General features: G+C 63.4%; 27 protein-coding genes and 1 pseudogene. 12 read left to right on the top strand and 16 right to left on the bottom strand.

Going from position 1 to position 24,094, the window contains the following annotated elements:
• Nucleotides 1-9 precede the first annotated feature (9 nt).
• The 3 genes from P6U27_RS27795 to P6U27_RS27805 all read left to right on the top strand — a co-directional run bounded on the left by P6U27_RS27795 (nucleotide 10) and on the right by P6U27_RS27805 (nucleotide 2,915).
• Entirely contained in the window at nucleotides 10-1,224 is a 1,215-nt protein-coding gene (locus tag P6U27_RS27795) for a M48 family metallopeptidase (protein ID WP_209294934.1), read from the top strand.
• A 207-nt stretch (nucleotides 1,225-1,431) separates the two neighbouring features.
• Nucleotides 1,432-2,184, top strand: a complete 753-nt coding sequence (locus tag P6U27_RS27800; RefSeq protein ID WP_122404823.1) for a hypothetical protein — start codon at nucleotides 1,432-1,434, stop codon at nucleotides 2,182-2,184.
• Nucleotides 2,185-2,246: 62 nt separating this feature from the next.
• Complete coding sequence (locus P6U27_RS27805; RefSeq protein WP_162500405.1) at nucleotides 2,247-2,915, top strand: hypothetical protein; 669 nt, start codon at nucleotides 2,247-2,249, stop codon at nucleotides 2,913-2,915.
• Between the two features lie 115 nt (nucleotides 2,916-3,030).
• Here the strand turns inward: P6U27_RS27805 and P6U27_RS27810 are convergent, their stop codons facing one another.
• The 6 genes from P6U27_RS27810 to petA form a co-directional block, all read right to left on the bottom strand.
• Nucleotides 3,031-3,570 (bottom strand): adenine phosphoribosyltransferase, encoded by a 540-nt coding sequence (locus P6U27_RS27810; RefSeq protein ID WP_122404825.1) that lies wholly within the window; start codon nucleotides 3,568-3,570, stop codon nucleotides 3,031-3,033.
• A gap of 148 nt (nucleotides 3,571-3,718) precedes the next feature.
• Nucleotides 3,719-5,884, bottom strand: coding sequence for an anthranilate synthase component I (locus P6U27_RS27815; protein ID WP_122404826.1), 2,166 nt, complete (start codon nucleotides 5,882-5,884; stop codon nucleotides 3,719-3,721).
• A gap of 305 nt (nucleotides 5,885-6,189) precedes the next feature.
• Nucleotides 6,190-6,864: a dienelactone hydrolase family protein gene (locus tag P6U27_RS27820; protein ID WP_122404827.1), complete on the bottom strand. Its 675-nt coding sequence runs from the start codon at nucleotides 6,862-6,864 to the stop codon at nucleotides 6,190-6,192.
• Nucleotides 6,865-6,943: 79 nt separating this feature from the next.
• Complete coding sequence (locus tag P6U27_RS27825; protein ID WP_160118872.1) at nucleotides 6,944-7,087, bottom strand: hypothetical protein; 144 nt, start codon at nucleotides 7,085-7,087, stop codon at nucleotides 6,944-6,946.
• 19 nt (nucleotides 7,088-7,106) lie between these two features.
• Nucleotides 7,107-9,179, bottom strand: a complete 2,073-nt coding sequence (gene fbcH, locus P6U27_RS27830) for a cytochrome b/c1 (RefSeq protein WP_122404828.1) — start codon at nucleotides 9,177-9,179, stop codon at nucleotides 7,107-7,109.
• A 62-nt stretch (nucleotides 9,180-9,241) separates the two neighbouring features.
• On the bottom strand, nucleotides 9,242-9,772 hold the full coding sequence (gene petA, locus P6U27_RS27835; protein ID WP_011085272.1) for a ubiquinol-cytochrome c reductase iron-sulfur subunit: 531 nt from the start codon (nucleotides 9,770-9,772) through the stop codon (nucleotides 9,242-9,244).
• Between the two features lie 278 nt (nucleotides 9,773-10,050).
• Here petA and P6U27_RS27840 point away from each other — a divergent pair, with 278 nt between their 5' ends.
• The 5 genes from P6U27_RS27840 (at nucleotide 10,051) to P6U27_RS27860 (ending at nucleotide 13,383) form a co-directional block, all read left to right on the top strand.
• Nucleotides 10,051-10,527, top strand: coding sequence for a tRNA (cytidine(34)-2'-O)-methyltransferase (locus P6U27_RS27840; protein WP_122404829.1), 477 nt, complete (start codon nucleotides 10,051-10,053; stop codon nucleotides 10,525-10,527).
• The gene (gene queE / locus P6U27_RS27845; RefSeq protein ID WP_122404830.1) at nucleotides 10,524-11,156 is read left to right on the top strand and encodes a 7-carboxy-7-deazaguanine synthase; all 633 of its coding nucleotides are present in this window, start codon (nucleotides 10,524-10,526) and stop codon (nucleotides 11,154-11,156) included. Before P6U27_RS27840 ends, queE begins: the two co-directional genes overlap by 4 nt.
• 20 nt (nucleotides 11,157-11,176) lie before the next feature.
• On the top strand, nucleotides 11,177-12,064 hold the full coding sequence (hemF, locus tag P6U27_RS27850) for an oxygen-dependent coproporphyrinogen oxidase (protein WP_209294933.1): 888 nt from the start codon (nucleotides 11,177-11,179) through the stop codon (nucleotides 12,062-12,064).
• A gap of 5 nt (nucleotides 12,065-12,069) precedes the next feature.
• A complete protein-coding gene (locus P6U27_RS27855) occupies nucleotides 12,070-12,813 on the top strand; it encodes an HAD family hydrolase (protein WP_209294947.1) in 744 nt (247 codons plus the stop codon).
• Nucleotides 12,814-13,176: 363 nt separating this feature from the next.
• Nucleotides 13,177-13,383: a DUF2158 domain-containing protein gene (locus P6U27_RS27860; RefSeq protein WP_122404833.1), complete on the top strand. Its 207-nt coding sequence runs from the start codon at nucleotides 13,177-13,179 to the stop codon at nucleotides 13,381-13,383.
• Between the two features lie 110 nt (nucleotides 13,384-13,493).
• Here P6U27_RS27860 and P6U27_RS27865 read toward each other — a convergent pair whose 3' ends face one another.
• Nucleotides 13,494-14,471, bottom strand: a complete 978-nt coding sequence (locus P6U27_RS27865) for a tripartite tricarboxylate transporter substrate binding protein (RefSeq protein WP_122404834.1) — start codon at nucleotides 14,469-14,471, stop codon at nucleotides 13,494-13,496.
• A 94-nt stretch (nucleotides 14,472-14,565) separates the two neighbouring features.
• On the opposite strand from P6U27_RS27865, the gene P6U27_RS27870 reads away from it, so the two are divergent.
• Nucleotides 14,566-15,471: a LysR substrate-binding domain-containing protein gene (locus P6U27_RS27870; protein ID WP_209294932.1), complete on the top strand. Its 906-nt coding sequence runs from the start codon at nucleotides 14,566-14,568 to the stop codon at nucleotides 15,469-15,471.
• Between the two features lie 30 nt (nucleotides 15,472-15,501).
• On the opposite strand, the gene P6U27_RS27875 is transcribed toward P6U27_RS27870, so the two are convergent.
• Nucleotides 15,502-15,975: a MarR family winged helix-turn-helix transcriptional regulator gene (locus P6U27_RS27875; RefSeq protein ID WP_209294931.1), complete on the bottom strand. Its 474-nt coding sequence runs from the start codon at nucleotides 15,973-15,975 to the stop codon at nucleotides 15,502-15,504.
• 95 nt (nucleotides 15,976-16,070) lie between these two features.
• Here P6U27_RS27875 and P6U27_RS27880 point away from each other — a divergent pair, with 95 nt between their 5' ends.
• Together P6U27_RS27880 and P6U27_RS27885 are read left to right on the top strand one after the other, a co-directional pair.
• Nucleotides 16,071-16,439 carry an antibiotic biosynthesis monooxygenase gene (locus P6U27_RS27880; RefSeq protein ID WP_209294930.1) on the top strand — a complete coding sequence of 123 codons (369 nt, stop codon included), beginning with the start codon at nucleotides 16,071-16,073 and terminating at the stop codon, nucleotides 16,437-16,439.
• Between the two features lie 378 nt (nucleotides 16,440-16,817).
• A pseudogene (locus P6U27_RS27885) lies at nucleotides 16,818-17,803 on the top strand (cysteine synthase A).
• A gap of 264 nt (nucleotides 17,804-18,067) precedes the next feature.
• Here P6U27_RS27885 and P6U27_RS27890 read toward each other — a convergent pair.
• Nucleotides 18,068-18,517 carry a GNAT family N-acetyltransferase gene (locus P6U27_RS27890; protein ID WP_209294929.1) on the bottom strand — a complete coding sequence of 150 codons (450 nt, stop codon included), beginning with the start codon at nucleotides 18,515-18,517 and terminating at the stop codon, nucleotides 18,068-18,070.
• Between the two features lie 127 nt (nucleotides 18,518-18,644).
• Here P6U27_RS27890 and P6U27_RS27895 point away from each other — a divergent pair, with 127 nt between their 5' ends.
• Nucleotides 18,645-19,214, top strand: coding sequence for a hypothetical protein (locus P6U27_RS27895; RefSeq protein ID WP_209294928.1), 570 nt, complete (start codon nucleotides 18,645-18,647; stop codon nucleotides 19,212-19,214).
• Here P6U27_RS27895 and P6U27_RS27900 read toward each other — a convergent pair.
• From P6U27_RS27900 to P6U27_RS27930, 7 genes are all read right to left on the bottom strand, one after another.
• Nucleotides 19,211-19,387, bottom strand: coding sequence for a hypothetical protein (locus P6U27_RS27900; protein WP_160118873.1), 177 nt, complete (start codon nucleotides 19,385-19,387; stop codon nucleotides 19,211-19,213). The two genes, P6U27_RS27895 and P6U27_RS27900, sit on opposite strands and share 4 nt — an antisense overlap.
• Before the next feature lie 497 nt (nucleotides 19,388-19,884).
• A complete protein-coding gene (locus P6U27_RS27905; protein WP_122404839.1) occupies nucleotides 19,885-20,217 on the bottom strand; it encodes an MmcQ/YjbR family DNA-binding protein in 333 nt (110 codons plus the stop codon).
• A gap of 144 nt (nucleotides 20,218-20,361) precedes the next feature.
• The gene (locus P6U27_RS27910; protein WP_122404840.1) at nucleotides 20,362-21,132 is read right to left on the bottom strand and encodes a sulfite exporter TauE/SafE family protein; all 771 of its coding nucleotides are present in this window, start codon (nucleotides 21,130-21,132) and stop codon (nucleotides 20,362-20,364) included.
• Entirely contained in the window at nucleotides 21,129-22,385 is a 1,257-nt protein-coding gene (locus P6U27_RS27915; protein WP_122404841.1) for a CCA tRNA nucleotidyltransferase, read from the bottom strand. Before P6U27_RS27915 ends, P6U27_RS27910 begins: the two co-directional genes overlap by 4 nt.
• Before the next feature lie 10 nt (nucleotides 22,386-22,395).
• Nucleotides 22,396-22,659: a DUF6111 family protein gene (locus P6U27_RS27920; RefSeq protein WP_209294927.1), complete on the bottom strand. Its 264-nt coding sequence runs from the start codon at nucleotides 22,657-22,659 to the stop codon at nucleotides 22,396-22,398.
• Nucleotides 22,656-23,351 carry a CoA pyrophosphatase gene (locus P6U27_RS27925; protein WP_407192852.1) on the bottom strand — a complete coding sequence of 232 codons (696 nt, stop codon included), beginning with the start codon at nucleotides 23,349-23,351 and terminating at the stop codon, nucleotides 22,656-22,658. Before P6U27_RS27925 ends, P6U27_RS27920 begins: the two co-directional genes overlap by 4 nt.
• Nucleotides 23,348-23,959: a DUF1285 domain-containing protein gene (locus P6U27_RS27930; RefSeq protein ID WP_209294926.1), complete on the bottom strand. Its 612-nt coding sequence runs from the start codon at nucleotides 23,957-23,959 to the stop codon at nucleotides 23,348-23,350. Before P6U27_RS27930 ends, P6U27_RS27925 begins: the two co-directional genes overlap by 4 nt.
• Nucleotides 23,960-24,094: the final 135 nt, after the last annotated feature.

The following is a 24,094-nucleotide window of genomic DNA, read 5'->3' on the forward strand; positions in this document are numbered from 1 at the left end:
GAAGCAGCCATGGCCGCGTATGGTCTCTACACGCACATCGCCTCGAACAAGTTTCGTTCGATGCTGCTGCTCGCCGGCCTGTTCGTGCTGGTCTATGTGCTGGTCTATGCCGGCGCGCTGGTCGCCGAGGTCGTCATCAACGGCAACGAGACTGTCGCCTATTATTTGAAACGCGCCTTCCACGACCTGATCGTCGCGGCGCCCGTTGCGACGATCGTGACGGCCGCCTGGGTCGTGATCGCCTATTTCTTCCACCAGTCGATGATCGACGCCGTGACCGGCGGCCACGACGTGACCCGGCAGGAACAGCCGCGGCTCTACAATCTGCTCGAAAACCTCTGCATCTCGCGCGGCATCACCATGCCGAAGCTGAAGATCATGGAGAGCCCGGCGCTGAACGCGTTCGCGACGGGCCTCAATCCGCGGCAATATTCGATCACCGTCACCACCGGTCTCCTCGATGCGCTGAACGACAAGGAGATCGAGGCGGTGCTGGCCCACGAGCTGACCCACATCAAGAACGGCGACGTGCAGCTCATGGTGGTCGCCGTCATCATCGCCGGTGTGGTCGGCTTCTTCGGCGAATTGTTCTTCCGCCTGTTCACGAGCTTCGACTGGAGCCCGAGCTCCGGCGGCTCGTGGTCCTCGGGCTCCTCCTCGTCGTCGCGGTCGTCCTCGTCGTCGAGCGACAGCAAGAGCTCCGGCGGCGGCGCGATCATCGTCATCATCATCGCGGTCGTGCTGATCGTTCTGGCCTGGCTGCTGTCGCAGGTGGTGAAGCTCGCGCTATCGCGGTCGCGCGAATATCTCGCCGATGCCGGCTCGGTCGAGCTGACGAAAGACCCTGACGCCATGATCTCGGCGCTGCGCAAGATCGAGGGCCGCGGCGAACTGCCCGGCGCGACCTCGGCCGTGATGGAGCTCTGCGTCGACAATCCGCGCGAAGGCTTTGCCGATTTGTTCGCCACCCACCCTTCCGTGCAGTCCCGGGTCGATGCGCTGGTCAAGTTCGCCGGCGGCCGTGACCCTGGTCCCCTGCCAGGCCCCACTGAAGAGACTGATCAACCCGAGATGGAACAGCCCGGAGCGCAGGATACCCCACCGCCGCTGTCGCACGGGCGATGGGGCGATGCAGCCGCTCCGGCCAATCCGCCGCCCGTTCCCACACCAAGCCCCTCAGGCGTCCTTCCAGCCAATCCGATGGGACCATGGGGCCGCCACTGAGCCACGCGATCGGGCGCCGTTCGTGGCAGGTTTGACACCGATAGGGAAAAACCTCGGGAATTGCCGCAACTGGGGCGCAAGGAATTGAATTCTCCCTTGTTTCTGCCATGTTCGCGCCCAACAGCAGACTTGGGACGTCTTTTGGGACATCGATTTGGGGCCTGGCCGATTGCGACCTCGCGATCGGAGGCGCGTTAGGGGACAGCAATGGCAAAGCCGGCAGTGGTTGTGGTGGGCGCGGACAAGGGCGGGGTCGGCAAGACCACGGTGTCGCGTACCTTGCTCGATTATTTCTCAGCCAACAACGTGCCGACGCGCGCGTTCGACACGGAGTCTCCGCGCGGAACCCTGAAGCGCTTCCACCCCGACATCACCGAGATCGTCGACATGACGACCACGGCCGACCAGATGAAGATCTTCGACACGCTCAATACCGTGAGCCCGTCGGTGACCGTGATCGACGTCCGCGCCGGCCTGCTCTCGCCGGCGCTGGCCTCGCTGCGCGACATCGGGTTCCTCGACGCCGCCAAGGCCGGCCAGATCACCTTTGCCGTGTTCCACATCCTGGGACCCTCGATCGCCTCGCTGGAGGAGATCGCCGAGACCGCCGGCTTCATGGGCGGCGCAAAATACTTCCTGGTGAAGAACTTCATCAATGACACCCAGTTCTTCCAGTGGGACCAGGCGACTTACAATTCGTATTTCCACCGCATCAAGGACGCGACCGAGCTGACCATCCCCAAGCTCAACGAAATGGCCTATGAGCAGGTCGAGGTGTCTTCCGTCCCGTTCCTGAAATTCGTCGCCAACAAGGGCATCAACGACGATGCCGCCAACTATTCGTTCGTGCTGCGCGGCTATGTCCGGCACTGGCTGGCGAACGTCTGGAGCGAGTTCGATCGCATCCGCCTGACCGACATCGTCGGTTCGAAGCCGGTGACCCGCAACAGCGAAAAATAGTTGCGGCCATTGGGCGGATACGGCTGGATTGGGCGACGAGTTCGCTCAAATAATAGTCCATAATGCCCGCAACGCCCGTCTACATCATCTGCTCGCCCCGCCCGCAGGTCGGTAAGACCCTGCTGGCGCGGCTGCTCGCCGAATTCCTGCTGCTCAAGAACGGCAATGTCGCGGCCTTCGACGTCAACCTGAAGGAGCCGTCGCTGCTGGACTACCTGCCTGGCATCACCGAGACCGCCGACGTGACCGACACCTACGGCAAGATGCAGCTGATGGACCGCGTCATCGTCGATGACGGCCTCGCCAAGGTGATCGATCTCGGCTTCCATGCCTTCGACGAATTCTTCAAGATGACCGAGGAGATCGGCCTTCTGAAGGAAGCCGCACGCCGCCACGTCGCGCCGCAGATCCTGTTCGTCGCGGACACAGACCGCGTCTCGGCCCGCGCCCACGAGATGCTGCGCGGGCAGATCCCGCGGATGAATCTGATCACGGTCGACAACGAATATGTCGTGCGCGGCGAATTGCCGGCCGCGATGGAAGGCGGCCGGCTGTTCCGCTTACCGGCGCTGCCCGGCTTCCTCAAAACCTATATCGACCGGCTGACCTTCTCCTTCACCGGCTATCTGCGCCAGGAGAAGGACTCTTCCACCGAGCTGCACCAATGGACCCGGCGGAATTACATCGCCTTCCGGGAGCTCGAGCTCAGCCTGATCCTGCAACGATCGTAGGCTTCTTGGGCCGCCGACTTGGTGCCCACCTTTCCCGACCACGGTCGACCACGGGGAGAGGTGAACCGAGGCCGCAGCCAATGGCGTTATAAGACGGACTGTATTTCTTGTCCGCTCAATGCCCCTCGAACGTCATCAGCGTGCGCACCGGCACGTCCATGGCGCGCAGCTTGGTGGCGCCGCCGAGCTCGGGCAGGTCGATGATGAAGCAGGCGGCGACGACGTTGGCGCCGATCTGGCGCAGCAGCTTCACCGCGCCTTCGGCGGTGCCGCCGGTGGCGATGAGGTCGTCGACCAGGATCACGCGCTCGCCGGGCTGGATGGCGTCGACATGCATCTCCATCTCGTCGATGCCGTATTCGAGAGAATAGGCGATGCGCACGGTGGTGTGCGGCAGCTTGCCTTTCTTGCGGATCGGCACGAAGCCGGCCGAGAGCTGGTGCGCCACCGCCCCGCCGATGATGAAGCCGCGGGCTTCCATGCCGGCGACCTTGTCGATCTTGTTGCCGGCCCAGGGATTGACGAGCTCGTCCACGGCGCGGCGGAACGCGCGGGCATCCGCAAGCAGGGTCGTGATATCGCGGAACATGATCCCGGGCTTCGGATAGTCCGGGATGGTGCGGACGCTCGCCTTGATGTCGTGGTCAAAGGTCATGGTTATCTCGCTCTGGCTTCTCCACCGTCATTGCGAGCGAAGCGAAGCAATCCAGTTCTTCTCCGCGGCAGCAGTCTGGATTGCTTCGTCGCCAGCGCAAAATTGCTTCGCAATTTTGTCGCGGGCTCCTCGCAATGACGACACTCATTCAATTCGTCCCAGCATCCAGCCGGAACGCATTCTCGACAATACGCAAGCCCACCTCGTTGCCCAGCGACATCAGCGATTCCGGATGGAATTGCACGCCGGCGACCGGCAGGGTCTTGTGCTCGAGCGCCATGGCGACGCCGTCTTCGGTGCTGGCGGTGACGGACAACACCTCCGGCATGCTATCGCGCTCGACGAAGAGCGAGTGATAACGGCCGATGACGATCTCGTTCGGCAGGTTGCGCATCAGGCGCCCGCCGCGCACCTGGACCCGCGAGGGCCGGCCGTGGGCGGGATGGCTGAGTTGGCCGAGCTCGCCGCCGAAATATTCGCCGATGGCCTGCACGCCGAGGCAGACGCCGAACACCGGCAGCTTCTGCTCCAGCGCCGCATCGATGGTCTTCTTGATCCCGAAGTCCTCAGGACGTCCGGGGCCGGGCGAGAGCACCAGCAAATCCCACCTCTTCTGCTTGAGCATGTCGAGCGCATGCACATAGCGGACCACAGTGACGCTGGCGCCGACCTGGCGGAAATAGTCGGCGAGCATATGGACAAAGCTGTCGTCGTGATCGATCAGCAGCACCTGCTTGCCCGAACCGGTGGCATCGGGCGCGAAGGTCGACAGCGGCTTCGGCGGATCGCCGCGCAGCGCCTGGAACAGTGCAGCCGCCTTGACCTGGCACTCGCGGTCTTCCGCGGCGGGATCGGAGTCGAACAGGCAGGTGGCGCCGACGCGCACCTCTGCGAGGCCATCCTTCATGCGGATGGTGCGGATGGTGAGGCCGGTGTTGATGCTGCCGTCGAAATTCACCGCGCCGATCGCACCGGCATACCAACGACGCGGCGAGCGTTCGTGATCCTCGACAAACTGCATTGCCCAGAGCTTCGGCGCGCCGGTCACGGTCACCGCCCAGGCATGGGTGAGGAAGGCGTCGAGCGCGTCGAAGCCGGGACGCAACATGCCTTCGACGTGATCGACGGTGTGAAAGAGCTTTGAGTAGGTCTCGATCTGGCGGCGCGCCAGCACCTTGATGGTGCCGGGCACGCAAACGCGTGCCTTGTCGTTGCGGTCGACGTCGGTGCACATGTTGAGCTCGAACTCGTCCTTCTCCGAGTTCAGGAGCTGGCGGATCTGCTCGGCATCGCCGATCGCATCGGTGCCGCGTGCGATCGTGCCCGAGATCGGGCAGGTCTCTACGCGGCGGCCGTCCGAGCGCACGAACATCTCGGGCGAAGCCGAGACGAGAAACTCGCCCTCGCCGAGATTCATCAGCGCGCCATAGGGCGACGGATTGATGACGCAGAGGCGCTGGAACACTTCGGCCGGCGAGCGGTCGCAGGGCTCGGCGAACAGCTGGCCCGGCACCGCCTCGAACAGATCGCCCCGCGCGAAGGCTGCGCGCGCGGTCTCGACGGTGGCCTGATATTCGCCGGGGGCGTGATCGGCAAAGCCCTGGCGCGGTGTCTTCAGATATGGGCTGTCGGCGGTCTCGCGCGGCAGGCCTTCCGTCGATTTGCCCTTCCAGGCGAAGTCGTAGGAGAGCACCACGCCACGGCCGGTGGCGCGGTCATAGGCAAGCAGGCGGTCGGGCACGTACAGCACGATGTCGCGCTGGTCGGCCTCGCGCGGGCGCTTCTGCACGAGGTCCTCGATCTGGAACACGAGGTCGTAGGCGAAGGCACCGAACAGGCCGAGCAGACCATCATCATTGGCGGAGAAGGCGGCGACGAGGTCGCGCACCAGCGACATCACGCTGGCGCGGCGGGTGCGCTGGTCCTCCTCGACCGGGGCATCGCCGCGGATGATGTGACCGGCAAGGCGCGTCGCCGACTTCTCGGAGATCACCACGCACGGCTCGCGCAGGACGTCGGCGAGGAAGGCGATCAGCACCTGCCCGCGTGCGTTCAGCGCTTCCAGCTTGAAATTGACCCCAGCGGTCTCGAGCCTGAGGGGTGGATCGGAGAAGCCGAGGTCAAAACTTTCGTAGCGGCCAGGCACGGTCGTGCCCGAGGACAGCACCACGCCGCGGCGGCGGTCGAGCAGGCTGACGAGATCGTCGAGCCTGTTGGCGCCGCCGGTGAATTGCTCGGCCACGCGCGTGATCGCAAGACCCGCGCGGGTCGCGTACTCACTTCTGGCCGGAAGGGCAAAGACGGTCCTGTTCATGTGATCCTCTTGGGGTCCTCTTACGAGACTTGCCGAGGGAACGCCACACAGGACAAACGATCAGGCCGCCGCGCTGTGCTGGCGACCTTCGACGATCTTGGGAAAAGAAATCGCACCGGCCACCTCGTCAGGAGGTGCGCCACCAAAGACGGGCTGGGCGGACGGCGGTGCTCATGGGGCGGATACTCACCATGGCGCGGGGGCGGCGTCAAGGGTGAGGCACGATGGAGCGCAGCGTAATCCGGGGCTCGCGCCCAATTGGAAAGTCCCCGGATTGCGCTGCGCTCCGTCCGCGCTACGAGCGATTACCCCAGATGCTTCCGGAAAAACTCCGTCGCCCGGCCCCAGGCGAGCTCGGCGGCTTCGCGATCGTGCACGGCCTGGCGCTGCTCGTTGACGAAGGCGTGCTCGGCATCATAGCGGAACAGCTCCAGCGACTTGCCGGCAGCCTTCATGGCCTTCTCGAAGCCGCTGACCAGCTCCGGCGTGCACCAATCGTCCTTATTGGCGAAATGGGCCTGGAGCGGAATCTTGACGTCCGCAGGCTTGGCCGCCTGCTCCGGCGGAATGCCGTAGAACACGACGCCGGCCGCGAGCTCCGGGATCTTGGTCGCACCGATGATGGTCACGGCGCCGCCGAGGCAGAACCCGGTCAGCCCGACCTTGGCGCCATTGCGTGACAGATATTGCGTGGCACCGCGCACGGTTTGCGTGGTCGCGTCCATGAAGTCGAGCGAGTTCATCTCCTTGTTGGCGCTCTCCGTGTCGTGATAGGGCACCACCTTGCCCTTGTAGAGATCGGGCGCCAGCGCATCGAAACCCGCGAGCGCAAAGCGGTCGCACAGGCCCTTGATCTGGTCCGACAGGCCCCACCATTCCTGGATCACGACCACGCCCGGCGCATTGCCGCGCGCGGCATTGGCGAGATAGCCCGAGGCGTCCTTGCCGTCCGGGCGCTTGAAGGTGATGGTGGTTCCCATGGTGTCCTCCGGTGAGATTTGGGGGAGCGGTTGAGGTTATTGTGGCGGCTAGGCGGGCGCGACGCAATCCACACTCCCGTCATTCCGGAGCGGTGCGCAGCACCGAACCCGGAATCTCGAGATTCTCAGGTGCACAATCGCGCACCATAGTTCGCGCTTTCGCGCGCCCCGGAATGACGGCGAGTTGCGTCAACAAAAAAGCCCCCTGCGGGGGCTTTTTCATTCATCGAGTCTCGCGCCGCTCAGTGCGAGGCGGCCCAGACCTTCTTCTTGGTGAAGTACATCAGGCCCGCGAAGATGATCAGGAACACGAACACCTGGAAACCGAGGCGCTTGCGCGCTTCCATGTGCGGTTCGGCGGTCCACATCAGGAACGTGGTGACGTCCTTGGCGTACTGCGCGACCGTGGTCGGTGAGCCATCGTCATAGGTCACCTGGCCATCGCTGAGCGGCTTCGGCATCTTGATGGCATGGCCCGGGAAGTACTTGTTGTAGTACGAGCCCTCCGGGATGGTGACGCCCTCCGGCACCTTCTCCTCGAAGCCCTGAAGCACCGCCGCGACGTAGTCCGGGCCCTGCTCCTGGTACTGGGTGAAGAAGTCGAAGACGAACCAGGGGAAGCCGCGCTTATAGGAGCGCGCCTTGGTGATCAGGGACAGGTCGGGCGGCGCCGCACCGCCGTTCGCGGCGCGCGCAGCCTGTTCGTTCGGGAACGGCGAGGGGAAATAGTCCGCCGGCCGGCCCGGACGCTCGAACATGTCGCCCGCATCGTTCGGACCGTCCTTGATCTTGTAGTCCGATGCGAAGGCCGTCGCCTGCGCCACCGAATAGCCGGGCCCGCCGGGCTCGGCGAGGTTGCGGAAGGCGACATAGGACAGGCCGTGGCAGCTGGCGCAGACCTCCTTATAGACCTTCAGGCCGCGCTGCAGCGCGCCGCGATCAAACTTACCGAAAGGGCCCGAGAACGACCATTTGTTGGCCGGCGGGTTGTCGCCGCCTTCAGACGCCTTCGCGCTGTCGATCGAGCCCGCGAACAATGATCCTGCGAGCGCGAGCACGATCGCGGTCGAGACCATCGGTGTCGATCGGCTGCCGGTCTTGGCGAGCACCGCATCAGAGATCGAGTTCGGCACCGGCCGCGGCTTCTCGATGCGCGCGAGCAGCGGCAGCACGATCAGGAAGTAGGCGAAGTAGCAGACCGTCAGGACCCGGCCGGCGACGACGTAGATGCCTTCCGGCGGCTGGGCGCCGAGATAGCCGAGCAGGATGCAGACCACGACGAAGATCCAGAAGAACTGCTTGGCGAGCGGACGGTACTTCGACGATCTAGTCCTGGCGCTGTCGAGCCAAGGCAGGAAGCACAGGATGATGATCGCCCCGAACATCGCGACGACGCCCGCGAGCTTGTTCGGGATCGAGCGCAGGATCGCGTAGAACGGCAGGTAATACCATTCCGGCACGATGTGCGGCGGCGTCACGCCCGGGTTCGCCGGAATGTAGTTGTCGGCGTCGCCGAGATAGTTCGGCATGTAGAAGATGAACCAGGCGTACAGCAGCATGAAGCAGGCGACGCCGAACATGTCCTTGATGGTCGCGTGCGGCGTGAACGGCACCGTGTCCTTTTCCGTCTTCGGCTCGACGCCGTCCGGATTGTTCTGGCCGGCGACGTGCAGCGCCCAGACGTGCAGCACGACCACGCCCGCGATCACGAACGGCAGGAGATAGTGCAGCGAGAAGAAGCGGTTCAGCGTCGGGTTGCCGACCGAATAGCCGCCCCACAGCAGCGTCACGATGCTCTCGCCGACATAGGGAATGGCGGAGAACAGGTTGGTGATGACGGTGGCGCCCCAGAAGCTCATCTGACCCCACGGCAGCACGTAGCCCATGAAGCCGGTCGCCATCATCAGGAGGTAGATGATGACGCCGAGGATCCACAACACTTCCCGCGGCTCCTTGTACGACCCGTAGTAAAGACCGCGGAACATGTGGACGTAGACGGCGACGAAGAACATCGAGGCGCCAACCGCGTGCATGTTGCGCAGCAGCCAGCCGTAGTTCACGTCACGAACGATCAGCTCGACCGACTTGAAGGCGAGATCGGCTTGCGGCGTGTAGTGCATCGCCAGGACCACGCCGGTCAGGATCTGCATCGCCAGCATGAAGGAGAGGATGGCGCCGAAGGTCCACCAATAGTTCAGGTTGCGCGGGGTGGGATAGGCGACGAAGGAGGAGTGGATGAGACCAAAGATCGGCAGACGCCGCTCGATCCATTGCAGGGCCGGATTGCTCGGCTGGTAGTCGGATGGTCCGCTCATGATGCGATCCTGAGGAAATAAAACGACGAGACGGCGCGAAGCTTCGGACGATAGTCCGAGGCTCAGCCGATCTGGATTTTGGTATCGGAAACGAACTGGTACGGCGGGACCGGCAGGTTCGCGGGCGCAGGCCCCTGGCGGATGCGGCCGGACGAATCGTACTGCGAACCATGGCAGGGGCAGAAGAACCCGTCGTAATTGCCCTCGTGAGCGATCGGGATGCAGCCGAGATGGGTGCAGATGCCGATCACGACCAGCCACTGCTCGTGGCCGGACTTGACCCGGGCCTCGTCGGACTGCGGATCGGGCAGGCTCGCCACGTTGACGGCGCGCGCCTCGTCGATCTGCTTCTTGGTGCGGTGGCTGATGTAGATCGGCTTGCCGCGCCAGAACACCTTGATGTCCTGGCCTTCCGCAATCGGGCTGAGATCGACCTCGATCGGCGCGCCGGCGGCGATGGTCGAGGCATCAGGATTCATTTGGGAGATGAAGGGCCAGAGCGCAGCCGCGCCCCCTACTGCTGCAGCTGCCCCCGTTGCAACGAATAAGAAATCACGGCGTGTCGGATGGTCCGCCGAAGACGCTGTCGTCACGATTCCAACCCTTTCTTCTTATGCGACCGGTGGAACCGCTCCGGGGGGCGCCCATGAGGTCCCCGGAAAGGCTGCCGGCGCCCGCGGCCCCCCGCGGCGGCAGAACTTTGCTTGCTCACGCCCAAACGGGGAAAACAGCAGTCCAGAATCGTTCTATTGGCACCCTTGCCGGGCGAGCGCAAGCCCGCTATCGGCGCGGGAGCGTGCAATGCACGAATTCCCGGGGGTGCGATGTTTCATTGAGACATTTTGCGCCCGCAACCAGCCCGCCGCCGCCCATGCAGATAGCGCTTTTCCAGCCTGACATTCCCCAGAACACCGGCACGATTCTCAGGCTCTGCGCCTGCTTGGGGTTCGCCGCCCATATCATCGAGCCCGCCGGCTTCCCCTTCTCCGACCGCTTGTTCCGCCGGGCGGGAATGGATTACCTCGACCACGTCAGCGTGACCCGTCACGACTCCTGGTCGAAATTCGAGGACTGGCGCGCAGGCCAGGGCTCCCGGCTGCTGCTGTTCACGACCAAGGCCGCCACCGACTACCGCGATTTTCGTTACCAGAACTCGGACATCCTGCTATTCGGGCGCGAGAGCGCCGGCGTCACCGACGCGGTGGTCGAGGCCGCCGATGCGCGCCTGGTGATCCCGATCAAGGCGGGGCTGCGCTCGCTCAATGTGGCGATGGCAGCCGCCATGGCCGCAGGCGAGGCGCTGCGGCAGATCCGGAACGCCGAAGAAGGACTGAGGAGAGAGATTTGAGTTACGCGGTCAAGGAAATCTTCCTGACCCTGCAAGGCGAAGGCGCCCATGCCGGGCGCGCGTCCGTGTTCTGCCGTTTTGCCGGCTGCAACCTCTGGAGCGGCCGCGAGGCCGACCGCGGGGAAGCGACCTGCAAGTTCTGCGATACGGATTTCGTCGGAACCGATGGTACCCTCGGCGGCCGCTACGGCTCGGCTGCGGAACTCGCCGACACCATCGCCGCGCAATGGACGGCATCCGCCGCCAACCGCTACGTGGTTCTGACCGGCGGCGAGCCGCTGCTCCAGGTCGACGCCGCGCTGGTCGACGCGCTGCACGCGAGAGGTTTCGAGATCGGCGTCGAGACCAACGGCACGATCGCGGCTCCTGAGGGGCTCGACTGGATCTGCGTCAGCCCCAAGGGCGGCAGCGAGCTGGTCCTGCGGCGCGGCCACGAGCTGAAGCTGGTCTATCCCCAGGCGCTGGCGATGCCCGAAGCATTTGAGGACCTCGCCTTCGAACGCTTCTCGCTGCAGCCGATGGACGGGCCCGAGGTCGTCGAGAACACCGCGCGCGCGATCGACTATTGCTTGCGCCATCCGCAATGGCGGCTGAGCGTGCAGACGCACAAATCGCTCGGCATCAGATAGGACGCGACCGGCAAATGAATATGGACGCCTCGACAATCGAAGACCGCAAGGCCCGCGCCCGCGCCTGGTTCGAGCGCTTGCGCGACGACATCTGCGCGAGCTTCGAGCGGCTCGAGGATGACGCACCGCAAAGCCTCTATCCGGGCGAAGCCGGCCGCTTCAAGCGCACGCCCTGGCAGCGCACCGACCACTCTGGCGCGCCCGGCGGCGGCGGGGTGATGTCGATGATGCATGGCCGCCTGTTCGAGAAGGTCGGCGTGCACTGCTCGACGGTGCAAGGCGAATTCGCGCCCGAGTTTCGCGCCCAGATTCCGGGCGCCGGGGAGCATCCGAAATTCTGGGCCTCCGGCATCTCGCTGATCGCGCACATGCGCAATCCGAACGTGCCCGCGGTGCACATGAACACGCGCTTCGTCGTCACCACGAAAGCCTGGTTCGGCGGCGGCGCCGACCTCACGCCGGTGCTGGAGCGAAGGCGGACGCAGGACGATGCCGACAGCATCGCGTTCCACGCCGCGATGAAACAGGCCTGCAACCAGCACAGCGGCGTTGCCGAATACGACAAGTACAAGAAATGGTGCGACGAGTATTTCTACCTGCCGCACCGGAAAGAGGCGCGCGGCATCGGCGGCATCTTCTACGACTGGCACGACAGCGGCGACTGGGATGCCGACCTCGCCTTCACCCAGGACGTCGGCCGCGCCTTCCTGAAGATCTATCCCGAGATCGTGCGGCGCAATTTCGCGAGCGCCTGGACCGCGGCAGACCGCGAGGAGCAACTGATCCGGCGCGGCCGCTATGTCGAGTTCAACCTGCTCTACGACCGCGGCACCATCTTCGGACTCAAGACCGGCGGCAATGTGGACTCGATCCTGTCGTCGCTGCCGCCGGAGGTGAAGTGGCCGTGACCGCGATGAAGCCCGCCGCAAAGCCGCTCCCGCGCGCCATGCTGATCGACATGGACGACACCATCCTGTCGGCCTATGGCCGGCCCGAGATCGCCTGGAACACGATCACGGCCGAGTTCGCCGAGGAACTGGCGCCGCTGCCGCCGCCGATGGTCGCAACGGCCGTGCTCGCGTTCGCGCGAAACTTCTGGGCCAATGCGGAGCCGGCGTGGCGAATGAAGCTCGCCGAGGCCCGTCACCTCACGGTCAAGGGCGGTTTTGCCGCGCTCGCGGCCGCCGGCCATCGCGCCCTGCCCGACGATCTCGCCATTCGCCTCGCGGACCGCTTCACCGCCTATCGCGAGGAGGAGATGTTCGTCTTCCCCGGCGCGCATGAGGCGATCGACCAGTTCAAGGCGCTCGGCATCAAGCTCGCACTGGTCACCAACGGCGCCGCGGACATGCAGCGCGCCAAGGTCGAGCGCTTCGAGCTGGCGCACCGCTTCCATCACATCCAGATCGAAGGCGAGCACGGCTTCGGCAAGCCCGAGGAGCGCGCCTATCTGCACGCGATGGAGGCGCTCGGCGTCACCGCTGAGGATACCTGGATGATCGGCGACAATCTGGAATGGGAGGTCGTGACGCCGCAGCGCCTCGGCATCTATTCGATCTGGATGGACGTGCATGGCGACGGCCTGCCCGAGGGATCGACGGTCAAGCCCGACCGCATCATCCGCTCGCTGACTGAGCTCGTGCCGGACCAGCCGTAACCGGGCAGGACAACAAAAACTGCGAAAACAACCCCATGCACAGTAGGGCGCTGCTGCAAAATCAAAGGCTTACGGATTTTACGAATCGCCTTTGACCCGTCGGGCAAAACAGGGGCATAATGCCATCGTCGCAATGCATGCGATGGGCAGGGCTTCCGCGCGAGCTGCGCCCGTTCGCCAAAGCGGATGAGTTTTGGTTGAATCGATGCGCGCTCGGGACTCGGGGTCACCTCTCCCGCAGGGTCCCGCAGGGAGAGGTGCCGCGCGGCACCGGCGCGCTTTGCCGGCATGCGCCTCGCGTGATCGGCGTGTCATGACCGCCTGCTAGCCTCCCCCGCGTCGATCAACCCGAAAGGACAATCCATGGATCTGAAAGCCGGCGATGTCGTGATGCTGAAATCCGGCGGCCAGCCGCTGACCGTCGCGGAGGTGAAGGAAAACGAGGCGCTCTGCCTCTGGATGGGCATGGAAGGCGACCTGTTCCGCGAGACGCTGCCGCTCGCCGTGCTGATGCAGGTCGAGGAAGATGAGGAAGAGGACGACGAAGACGAGAATGAGGACGAGGAGTAGGCGCATCCACGTCGGGCCGGAGCTTTCCGCTCCGGTGCTCCCGATGTCCGCTTTTGCCAATAGCGGACATCGCTGGATGTCGTGCAGCGGCCAGGAGGGGGAACGGCTTCTCAATTAACTTCAATTCCTGCCGAGCGGATGACGCGGGCGTACTTCTCAGTCTCTTGGGCGATGAACTCGGAGAATTGTGTGGATGAACCGAGGATGCTCGTTCCCCCGAGTTCTGCAATCCTGGTCTTCATGGCGGCGTTCTCGAGCGCGGCGTTAACCTCCCGGTTGAGCCTTTCGACAATGTCTGTCGGCGTCATTCTGGGAGCACCTATGCCGAACCATGAACCGGCCTCGTAGCCAGGGACAGTCTCGGCGGCACTCGGCACGTCGGGCAGACTCGCAGACCTGTTCGAAGTTGTCACCGCAATCGGAATGAGCTCGCCTCGCCTGATGTGCGCAATCGACGAGGGCATGGGGTCGAACATTGCGTCAATGCTTCCTGCCAACAGTGCGGCGACCGCGGGCGTTGAACCGAGATATGGCACCAGCGCAACATCGATGCCGGTCATCGTCCTGAACAGTTCGATGCCGATGTGCTGAGGCGTACCGTGACCCGCGAATCCGATCTTGAGCTTTCCCGGGTTGGCCTTGGCGTGGGCGATAAATTCCGTGACCGTCCGGACTGGAACTGAGGGATGCACCTCGATCACCAGCGGGACCCGATACAAGAACGCAACGGGCGCGATATCACGGGCGAAATCGAAATCGAGCCCTTTGAAAAGGGTCGAGTTGATAGTGTTCACCGGTCCACAAACGAGAAGCGTGTGACCGTCAGGGTCTGACTTGACCACCGATCTCGTCGCCACATTCCCGCTCTGCCCCGGCTGGTTTTCGATGACGAACTCCTGACCGAGTCTCTCGGAAAGCCATGGGGCGATCAAGCGACCGGCGATGTCGACCGGCCCTCCGGCGGGAAATCCGACAACAAGCCGTACGCTTCGCGCCGGGTAGCCTTCGGCCAAGGCGATCCGAGGCAGAACTGATGTCCCTATCGTCGCCAACGCGGCGTTCACAAAATCGCGCCTGCGCAGTTGCATGTCGCCCTCCTTGCTGCCGGCCGTACAACTAACGTTTGGACCATCATTCCGCTATGATATGCTTAGGCCGATCTTGATACTTTCAGGGTATGCCGTGGACCTACGTCGCCTCAGATATTTCGTTGCGGTTGCCGAGGAAGGACATATCACCCGCGCAGCGGAGCGCCTTGATATCCAGCAGCCGCCTCTCAGCCGACAGATCAGCCTGATGGAACGAGATCTGGGCGTTCAACTCTTCCGTCGCACGCCTCGCGGCGTCGAAATGACCGTCGCGGGTCAAGTCCTGTTAAGCGAAGCCAAGGCGGTCCTTGCACAGTTCGATCGCGCGATTGATGCGACCCGGCGTGCGGCACGCGGCGAACAGGGCACTCTGTGTATCGGAATTGCGCCAACAGCGCCCTTTAACCCGTTCGTTCCAGACTCGATTCGATGCTTCAGGGAAGCCAATCCGCGGGTCTGCCTCGTGTTGCATGAGGGGCTGAGCAATGACATCGTTGCGCAATTCAACAACGACCAGATGGACGTTGCCTTCGTGCGCGCGCCCCAGATCCATGCAGACGGAGTCATCGTCGCCCCTCTTCAAGAGGAGCCTTTGGTCGTCGCCTTGCCAAGCCATCACCGCGCGGCAAGAACCAAATCCAAGGCAGTTTCCCTGAAGAGCCTTGCAAACGAACAGTTCATCATGATCGGGCCGGCCGGAACCGGTTTGCACGACGAGACGATCGCAGCTTGCCATAGAGCTGCATTTGCACCTCGTCTTGGCCAGCCGGCCCCTAGAATCACATCGGCACTCGGCCTGGTGGCGGCCGGACTGGGCATCGCGCTGGTGCCTTCAACGATGCAGAGCGCGCGCATGAAAGGGGTCGCTTATCTTCCTCTTGCAGATGCCTCGGCAAAGGCCCTTCTTGGTTTGGCCTGGCGGCGAGACGATCCGTCGCCGGTCCTCAAGAAATTCTTGAGCCTGGTTCGGGCGATGGCAAAGAAAAGGCCCACGATCTGACGTCCCGGAACTCCCGAGGTCGCGGAGTGATCATTTCAGATCATCTGGATCGTTGCTCTCCAGTTTCTTCCGAAGAGCCGTGACCACACGATGAACGGCTTGCAGATCCTTGATCGCGAGCCCTTCCGAAAGGCCGTTGACCCAAGGCGCCTGCAAAGCCATGGCGGCATCGAAAGCGCGCCGTCCCTTCTCGGTCAAGACGACAAGTTGGGCACGCCGATGGTGCGGGTTGGCCTCGAACGCCACAAGCCCTTCCGCGTGCAGGTCGTTGACGATCCGCTGCACGTTCTGACGATTGGCACCGAGATCGCGGGCAAGCCATGCGACCGGCTGGGATCGCTCGGCATGAACAATTGCGCCGAGGATTTGCCAGCGCGCGCTCGTCAGCCCAAGCCGCGCCACCAAGCGGTCGCCTGCGGTCAAGAGCAGACTGTTGAGCCGGAACAAGTCGAGCATGAGGTCGGTCAAAGCATCGCCGGCCGGCGTTCGTTGGGATTTCAGCATCTGTCACCATAAAGTTATATTGACATCATTATGTCAATTTAGTATTTGACCTATCGTACCATATTGACATCATGCAACCAAATATCGGGGGTTTCATGCCATTCCTGCGTCCTCTCGACCCCACCTTTCCGATCGATCGCCAACTCGGCATCGACGCCGGTCCCGTTGTGCTGGTGAATGTCTTCACGCTCGACAATGCCGACGAGCAGAGCTTCCTCCAGGTCTGGCAGGACGATGCTGCCTTCATGAAGCGGCAACCCGGCTTCATCTCCACCCAGCTTCACCGCGCGATCGGCGATCGCCCGACCTACCTGAACTATGCCGTCTGGGAATCGAGCGCCCATTTCCGCGCCGCGTTCACGCACCCTGAGTTCAGATCGAAGATCTCGGCCTATCCCTCTTCCGCCGTCGCTTCCCCTCACCTGTTCCAAAAGGTCGCGATGCCCGACATCTGCGTCGCGTGATCGCCCGGCACGAGCTAGAGTTGGCCAAGATTCTTCATCCGATAGCCGGCGCGGCGGCACTGGTGACGATTGCAACGTTCTGAATCTCCGCGGTTCTCATTGAAGTGCTTGCGTCACACGCGAGCGTAATGCCGTTGGGCTTCCCGCTATTGGTCCCGGCGCTGGCGGTGACGCGAGGCTCGGGGTCCTTCCTCGCCAATGAATGGCGCGCCGCGCGATCTTCGCCTTTGGTCACAAGCCGAAATGAACACGGTGTGGGAATACAATTGCCGATTTTCTGGGCGGGACGCCAAAGTCGTTGCTGATATCGCCTGAACTAGAGAACGGAATTGTCCGCTGAGCAGCCTAAAGTTGCGGGAGCGCGAAGGCGGGCAAGCGATGAACGGTATCCGAACGGGATTTTTGGACTCCATCGGCAATACGCCATTGATCAGGCTGCGAATGGCGTCGGAGACCACAGGCTGCGAGATCTACGGCAAGGCCGAGTTTCTCAATCCTGGTGGATCGATAAAGGATCGCGCGGCCTCGCCATAGTCAACGATGCTGAGCGAAGTGGCAAGCTCAGGCCGGGCGGCGTCATCGTCGAAGGCACGGCGGGAAATGTCGGCATCGGCATTACGCTCGTCGGGAATGCACGCGGCTATCGGAGCGTGATCGTGATGCCCGATACGCAGAGTCAGGAAAAGAAGGATATGCTGCGGTTGTGCGGCGCGGACCTGCGACTGGTCCCCGCCGTTCCCTATTCAGATCCGGGTCATTACGCCCGCTATTCCGGTCAGCTCGCCGAGGAACTCGGTGCATTCTGGGCTAACCAGTTCGACAACGTTGCCAATCGTGAGGGCCATTACCGCACGACCGGGCCGGAGATTTGGGAACAAACGGGCGGAAAGATTGATGGCTTTACCTGTGCTGTCGGCAGCGGCGGGACTTTGGGCGGGGTTGCGCGAGCCCTCAAGGAGCGCAATCCGGCCATCAGGATCGCGCTCAGCGATCCCATGGGGGCCGCGCTCTACAACTGGTTCACCAAGGGAGAGCTCACGACCGAAGGAGACTCGATCACTGAGGGGATCGGGCAAGTCCGTGTGACCAGGAACCTGGAAGGCACGCCGATTGATGCAGCGTATCAGATCACGGACGAGGAGGCGTTGCCCATTCTATTCGATATGATCGAGCACGAAGGGCTTGTGCTCGGTGGATCGAGCGCCATCAACATTGTTGGAGCGATGCGACTAGCGCGCGACCTCGGTCCGGGCAAAACCATCGTGACCATCCTTGCGGATGGCGGACAACGCTATCAATCCAAGCTGTTCAACCCGGAATTTCTGCGCAAGAAGAATCTGCCCACCCCGCATTGGATGCGATAGCAACCGGCATCGAGAGTCTCAGCAGCACATGTTGGACCTGATGGGGTCAGACTCAAGGCGGCAATATGGGTCGTGACGGCTCAAGTTCGTTCCGACCTGTAGACTCGGCATCGAGCCAATCGCGGCGAGCCGGCCCCGGCTCCGCAAATGTCCCATCCCGTCTCCATTGATGGCTTGCGGGCATTCGCCGCAATCTTCGCCTTCGGGCCGACAACGGAAGTCATGCCGGCCCGAGCTTGCCGTTCTCGTCTATGACACCACAGGCTAGGAACGTCGCACTTCGAAGTAGGTTTTTTCCCCACGATCGAACCCGGCGCTCTCGTAGAACCGTAACGTCGTCTCTCGCTTCGAACCGGTCGCCAAATGGACTTTGTAGCAATCGGCGCGCGCGGCAACATCAAGCGCGTATGCAAGAACCCGCCGGCCAAGCCCCAGGTTGCGGTACTGAGCGTGAGTCACCACGTTTTCAATGACCCCGTATGATCGAGCGCCCCGAGAAAGGTTCGGCACAACCGCGAGAGTGCACGAGGATACAAGCAGTTCTGCTGTTTGCGCCACGATCACGGTCATGAAGTCGGAAGTAAGCAAGGTCTCCCAAACGCGCTCAGCCTTCATCGTTTCCAGCGGAGGCTCATGCGGATGAAGGTGTTGGTAGAGGTTCAACACTCCGGCCAGATCGAGTTGAGTGGCAGAGCGGACAATGGCTTCGTGCATTTCGTAGATCTCACAAAAATGGGGACAATGTCTCACCGGTCACGGTCAGATAGGATAATCACTAGAGGCCGGGAGCTTTCTAACTGACTGGCCCCGCTGTTGTTGAATGCGATCAAAGATCTGAGGATTGAATCCCGTGCACTGGGCTCGGGAGTGTCGGGTCATCGTAAGCTTAGGTTGTATTGCCCTCAATGCCGGAAAATCGATCTCAATCAGACACCATAACCTGCGCGCTGGCACATTGGCGCGGCAGATAACAGGCAACGCCCGAAAAATGCGTTTCAACTCAGATGGCAGCTCCGGCCAGCAAGAAAGCGCCGCCGAGCGCGACCATCGCAACTCCAGGCCAGTTCGATTTGATGCCGAAGCCGCTGCCTGGCCTTTCAGGCTCCAGCGTGTCACGCCCGGAGCGAAGCCACCTTCCGCCGCTGAATCGGCCTCGCCAGATGGGTTGAAACGCCATTTGGAGAACGCCGCCGAAAACGAGGAGCACGCCAAGCCATATGAGAGTCATGCTCACCTCCTCTACCCGCGAACGCCGACGCACTGCTGCGCCGAGAAGCTTGGTGCAGCTAGCGCCTGCCCGCTGCTCTCGGAATCAGATCGACTTGACGATCGCCGGACGCGCCAGCGCGCCGCACGCAAGCCGGGGATCGCAGCCACCGAAGCTCAGGTTACGTCCAAACGTCCCGCCTAGTCCTCGTCCGGCTCGCGCACGACCGGCGGTTCGTCGGTCTGGTCCTCATCGTCCTGCTCTTCCTCTTCATCGTCTTCATCGTCATCAGGATCTCGAGGCGGCATCGTGTTGGGCATGATCGCGAAGACATGCCGGTCGATCCTGGCGGGAACCAGCTCGGGGAGTTGGATCATGGTGCTGCTCCTCGGATGTGACCCTGGGACACTCTACTCCTTTTCGGCGGGGCAGACACGAAATTGGCGGCCGGCGCGGACAAGGTCCGGCCTCTGTCGAACGAGTGTCCGAGTTCGTCGCATTCGATCGTACCCTGAAACGAGGCGAACGGACCATCCGGAGCGCTTGCGTTGCCACAAGCGGCTCGGTTTCAGCCCAGCCTCATGCATAGCGCCCCAATTATTCACGACAGCATAGCAAAGCCCGCGCGGCCGGTGCAGCGCGGGCTGTTTCGATTTTGCCGATTTTGCTCTTTTACGATTTGCTCGATGTGTCAAATCTTGTGACGAAGCCACCAAATTTGGCAGCCTCGGCACACGTCCTGACGCAAGACGTCAGTTCTTGAACCCGAGACTGGAGCAATACCATCACATGTCATTGCCTCTCGACTTCGGTTGGAAGCGAACGGTGTCCGACAAGTCCGCCGTCTCAGCGCATTCCAAGGGACAAGCACTGCTCAGTCGCGTTTGGACTTCCGCGCTTTCGGTAGAGCGTGGCGCCACGCTGTCTCAAGTGCCGACTTCAGCTCGCCCGGTGTCAGCTTCGCCAGTGTTGCCGTGGTCCAGCCTTGCTTGCCCCAAGCGTTCGGTACCGGAGCGAACGCCTCCGGCGCCACGACGCATTTGAGCTCCTGCTCGTCCGGCGTGAACTTGAAGTTGGCCGTCTTGCCGTCGGCGGCGAGGGTCACGTAGATCCGGGCCACCTTGAAAGCGGCGCGATCAAAGTGGGGGGCCTCCGTGGTCTCGGACAGCGACAGGGCTATGCGGCGAAGGTCTGCGCCCGTGGCCATCGGCACCTCGTGAAAGAACAGCTCCCCGATATTCTAGCCGAGTCGTGGCTTTTCACACGGGGTCAAAAGCCGTCCTGCGCGCATGAGCCGAAGATGTCCGCCACCGAGGCTAGAGCCGACCACTCTTCACTTGCAAACGTCAATCTAAGCGATCAGCTGCCTCGCCGCCGCCGAGATCATCACCAGCCCTCCCGTGATCACCGCGACGTCGAGGATAGCGGTGTGGATATGCACCGGCATCCGCTGCACGAAAGCCTTGGCGAGGAACGCGCCGGGGATCGCAATTCCGCCGATCAGCAGCGCGAAGGCGAGCACCTGCGCCGTCACGGCGCCGGCGAGGCCAAACACCGAGATCTTGATCAGGCCGGTGCCGAGCGAGATCATCGCGTCGGTCGCGATCACGGCGGCACCTTCGAGGCCGGCCGCCATCAGGAGCGAGAGCAGGATCACGCCTGAACCCGAGGTGCCGCCGACCAGCACACCATAACCGACCGAGCCGGCGGCGAGGCCGCCGTCGCCGATCTTGACCTGGCGGCGGCGGAGCACGCGGCGCAGCGGCACGCTCAGGATCAGCATGGTGCCGATCACGAGCGCCGCACCGGCATTGGTGAGGCGCGTGTAGCCATAGGCGCCGAGCGCGGTGGTCAGCGTCGCGCAGGCCAGCACGATCAGCACGCGACGGCGGTCGGCATAGCGGACATAGGCAACAGCGCGGCTCGCATTGGTCAGCATCGCGGAGATCGCGATGATCGGCACCACGGGCTCGGCGCCGACCAGCGGCACCAGCACCAGCGGCATCAGGGCGCCGGTGCCGTAGCCGGCGAGACCACCGATGATCGAAGCAAACAACGCCACCGTTGCGACCAGCAGGAGCTGGAAAATCGAGATGTCGGCGAAGCCCGAGACGATGGTCACGTTCTCTCATCGCGGCTGATGCGAGCCGCAGCTTGATCGGCGATGGCAGCGAGTGCGGCTTGCTCTAGTGGAAAATCCGCCGCAAGCCAAGCGTCCTCGGCGAGTGTCAACACATGCCCGAGCGCGGGTCCTTCGGTCAGACCGCGCGCGATGAAGTCGGCGGCCTTCAGCGGAAATTTCGGCGCAGTCCAGCGCTGCGGCAGCTCGGCCAGCGCGCGCCAGCGCGGCGAACGCACCTCGCCGGCGGCGCGCGCCCAGCCGAGCAAGACGCGATCGTGGTAGCGCTCCGCACCGAGCCGATAGAGCAAACGCCGTGCATCGGCCTCGTCCTTGGCGGCCAATCGCCACCAGCGGTGGCCCATCGAATCCAGCGCCTTGGTTTCCGCGTTGGTGAGCCGCAAGCGCGCGGCGACGCGCTTGGCATCTTCGGTGACGGCGACCGTCAGCGCGGCCAGCCGCCGCGTGCTGCTTGCCGGCAGGCCGAGCTCGCGCTCGATCGCGATCATCGTCGCCAGGGGGCCGGTGTAGACCACGCCGCCGGTCAACGCCTGCAGCAATCCGCCCTCGGCCATGGCCAGCACGGCCGCGGCTGCACCGCCGGCCACCAGCAGCTTCAGCATCTCCATGCGCACCCGCTCGGCCGAGAGATTCGCAAGGCCCGCGCGTCGGCGGATGCAGGCGAGATAGCCGTCGCGGTCGGGCTCGCCGGCGCCGAAGGCGGCGTGGATGCGGAAGAAACGCAGGATGCGCAAATAATCCTCGGCGATGCGCTGATCGGGATCGCCGATGAAGCGCACGCGACGGGCTTTGGCATCCGCGATGCCGCCGACATAGTCGTAGACGAGACCGCTCGCATCGACCGATAGGCCGTTCATGGTGAAGTCGCGCCGCTCGGCATCCTTCACCCAGTCGCGGCCGAAGGCGACCTTGGCCTTGCGGCCGAAGGTCTCGGTGTCCTCGCGCAGCGTCGTGACTTCATAGGGGTGCCCGTCGATGACGAGCGTGACGGTGCCGTGGTCGATGCCGGTCGGCACGCCCTTGATGCCGGCGGCCTTGGCGCGCCGCATCACCTCCTCCGGCAGTGCCGTGGTCGCGATGTCGATGTCACCAGGCTGAAGGCCGAGCAGTGCATTGCGCACGGCGCCGCCGACCACCCGCGCCTCCTCGCCATCGGTGCCGAGCAGCGCCAGGACACGCGCGGTCCCGCCTGCGGTCAGCCAGGGCGCATGGGCAAGTAAAGGCTCCGCGCTCATCAATCGGTCCCTATTGTTCCACGCCCGGCACGAGCTTGCCGTGCTCGATATGGGCGGGGATGTAGGTCGAATCCGGCGGCGCGCCGGAGAAATGCGCAAGGCCGATCAGGCCGGCGATGACCAGCACGATCGCCGCCAGCGCAAGACGCGCGACGATCGCGACCGGCCATGACGTTTGCACGAACAGGCCGGAGCGCGTGGCGGCCAGGAACAGCGCATAGACGGCAAAGGGGATGAGGAAGATTCCGATCTCGGTCAGAACCGTCCGGATCATGATGAATAGATCCGCTCATACAGCACACGCAGCATTCCCGCCGTCGCCCCCCAGATGTAGCGCTCCGCGAACGGCATCGCGTAGTAGGACCGCGCCATGCCGCGGAATTCCTTGCTGTGCACCTGGTGGTTCACAGGGTTCATCAGGAAGGATAGCGGCACCTCGAACGCATCATCAACCTCGGAATGGTTGATGGTGAGCGAAAAGCCGGGCCTGACCCTCGCCACCGTCGGCAGGATGCGGAAGCCGAAGGCGGTGCCGTAGAGATCGAGATAGCCGAGCGGCTCGACGAAGTCTCTGGACAGCCCGACCTCCTCCTCGGCCTCGCGCAGCGCCGCATCGAGCGGCGAGGCATCGGTGGCGTCGATCTTGCCGCCGGGAAACGCGATCTGGCCGGCATGGTCGTTGAGATGCGCCGATCGCTGCGTCAAGAGGATGGTGGGCTCGGGATGGTCGACCACCGCGATCAGCACCGCTGCGGGGCGCACCGGCTGCTCGCGCGCGATGATCTCGAGCATCTTGTCGGTGCCGGGATCGCCCGAGGTGGGGATGATGTTTGGATCGTAGAGGCCGGGCGGCACGTCGAAGCCGAGCCGCGCCCTGGAGCGCGCGAAGAAATCCGCCGCGCCCAAGGTGGCGGGATCACCCTCAGCCTCGCTCTCAACCTCACTCTTGGGGATAGGCTTGTTCAAAGCGCGGCCCTCACCTGCTCCGCATCGGCCATGGCGAAGAATTCGCCGGCCGACTCGACACCGAACATCGGCTGGCCATCGACCATCCGCTCCTCGCCCATGTCAACCAGATCGTAATAGAGCGCGCGCGTGACCTTGGCCCAGAGATCGGCGCGGACGTGCAAGTAGGGCGTCAGCCCGCCATCCTGCGCCTGCTCGAAGCGCAGTTGGTGCGCGGCATCGCAGGTGACCCAGTCATCGACATTGGTGCGGAAGCGCAGCACATGATGATGGCCCTCGCCGTCCTTCTGCATCTCGACCGCCATGAACGGCGCATCATCGACGCGGATGCCGACCTTCTCGACCGGCGTGACCAGGAAATGCTTGTCGCCCTCGCGCTTGAGGATGGTCGAGAACAACCGGACCAAGGCAGGACGGCCGATTGGCGTCCCCAGATAGAACCAAGTACCATCGGACGCGATTCGGATGTCGAGATCGCCGCAAAACGGCGGATTCCACAGATGCACCGGCGGCAGGCCCTTTTTGGCGCCTTCCGCATTGGCAGCGCTTTTGGCGGCGGCAGTCAGCCCCTCAAGACCGCGATCGGCGCTCTGCCCTTGGTTCGCCATGGTTTGCCTTGACCTTGTGATTGGCACGATTGGTGCAGATCTACGTTGAACTCGGGTGTGCGGTTCCATCCGGAATAGCCCGGTGTGGAGGTCGCCACTTCGTGATGCCGTACATACCCCGAAGCCGATAATGTG

This window comes from Bradyrhizobium sp. STM 3566, assembly GCF_045571445.1.
GTDB lineage: Bacteria > Pseudomonadota > Alphaproteobacteria > Rhizobiales > Xanthobacteraceae > Bradyrhizobium > Bradyrhizobium vignae.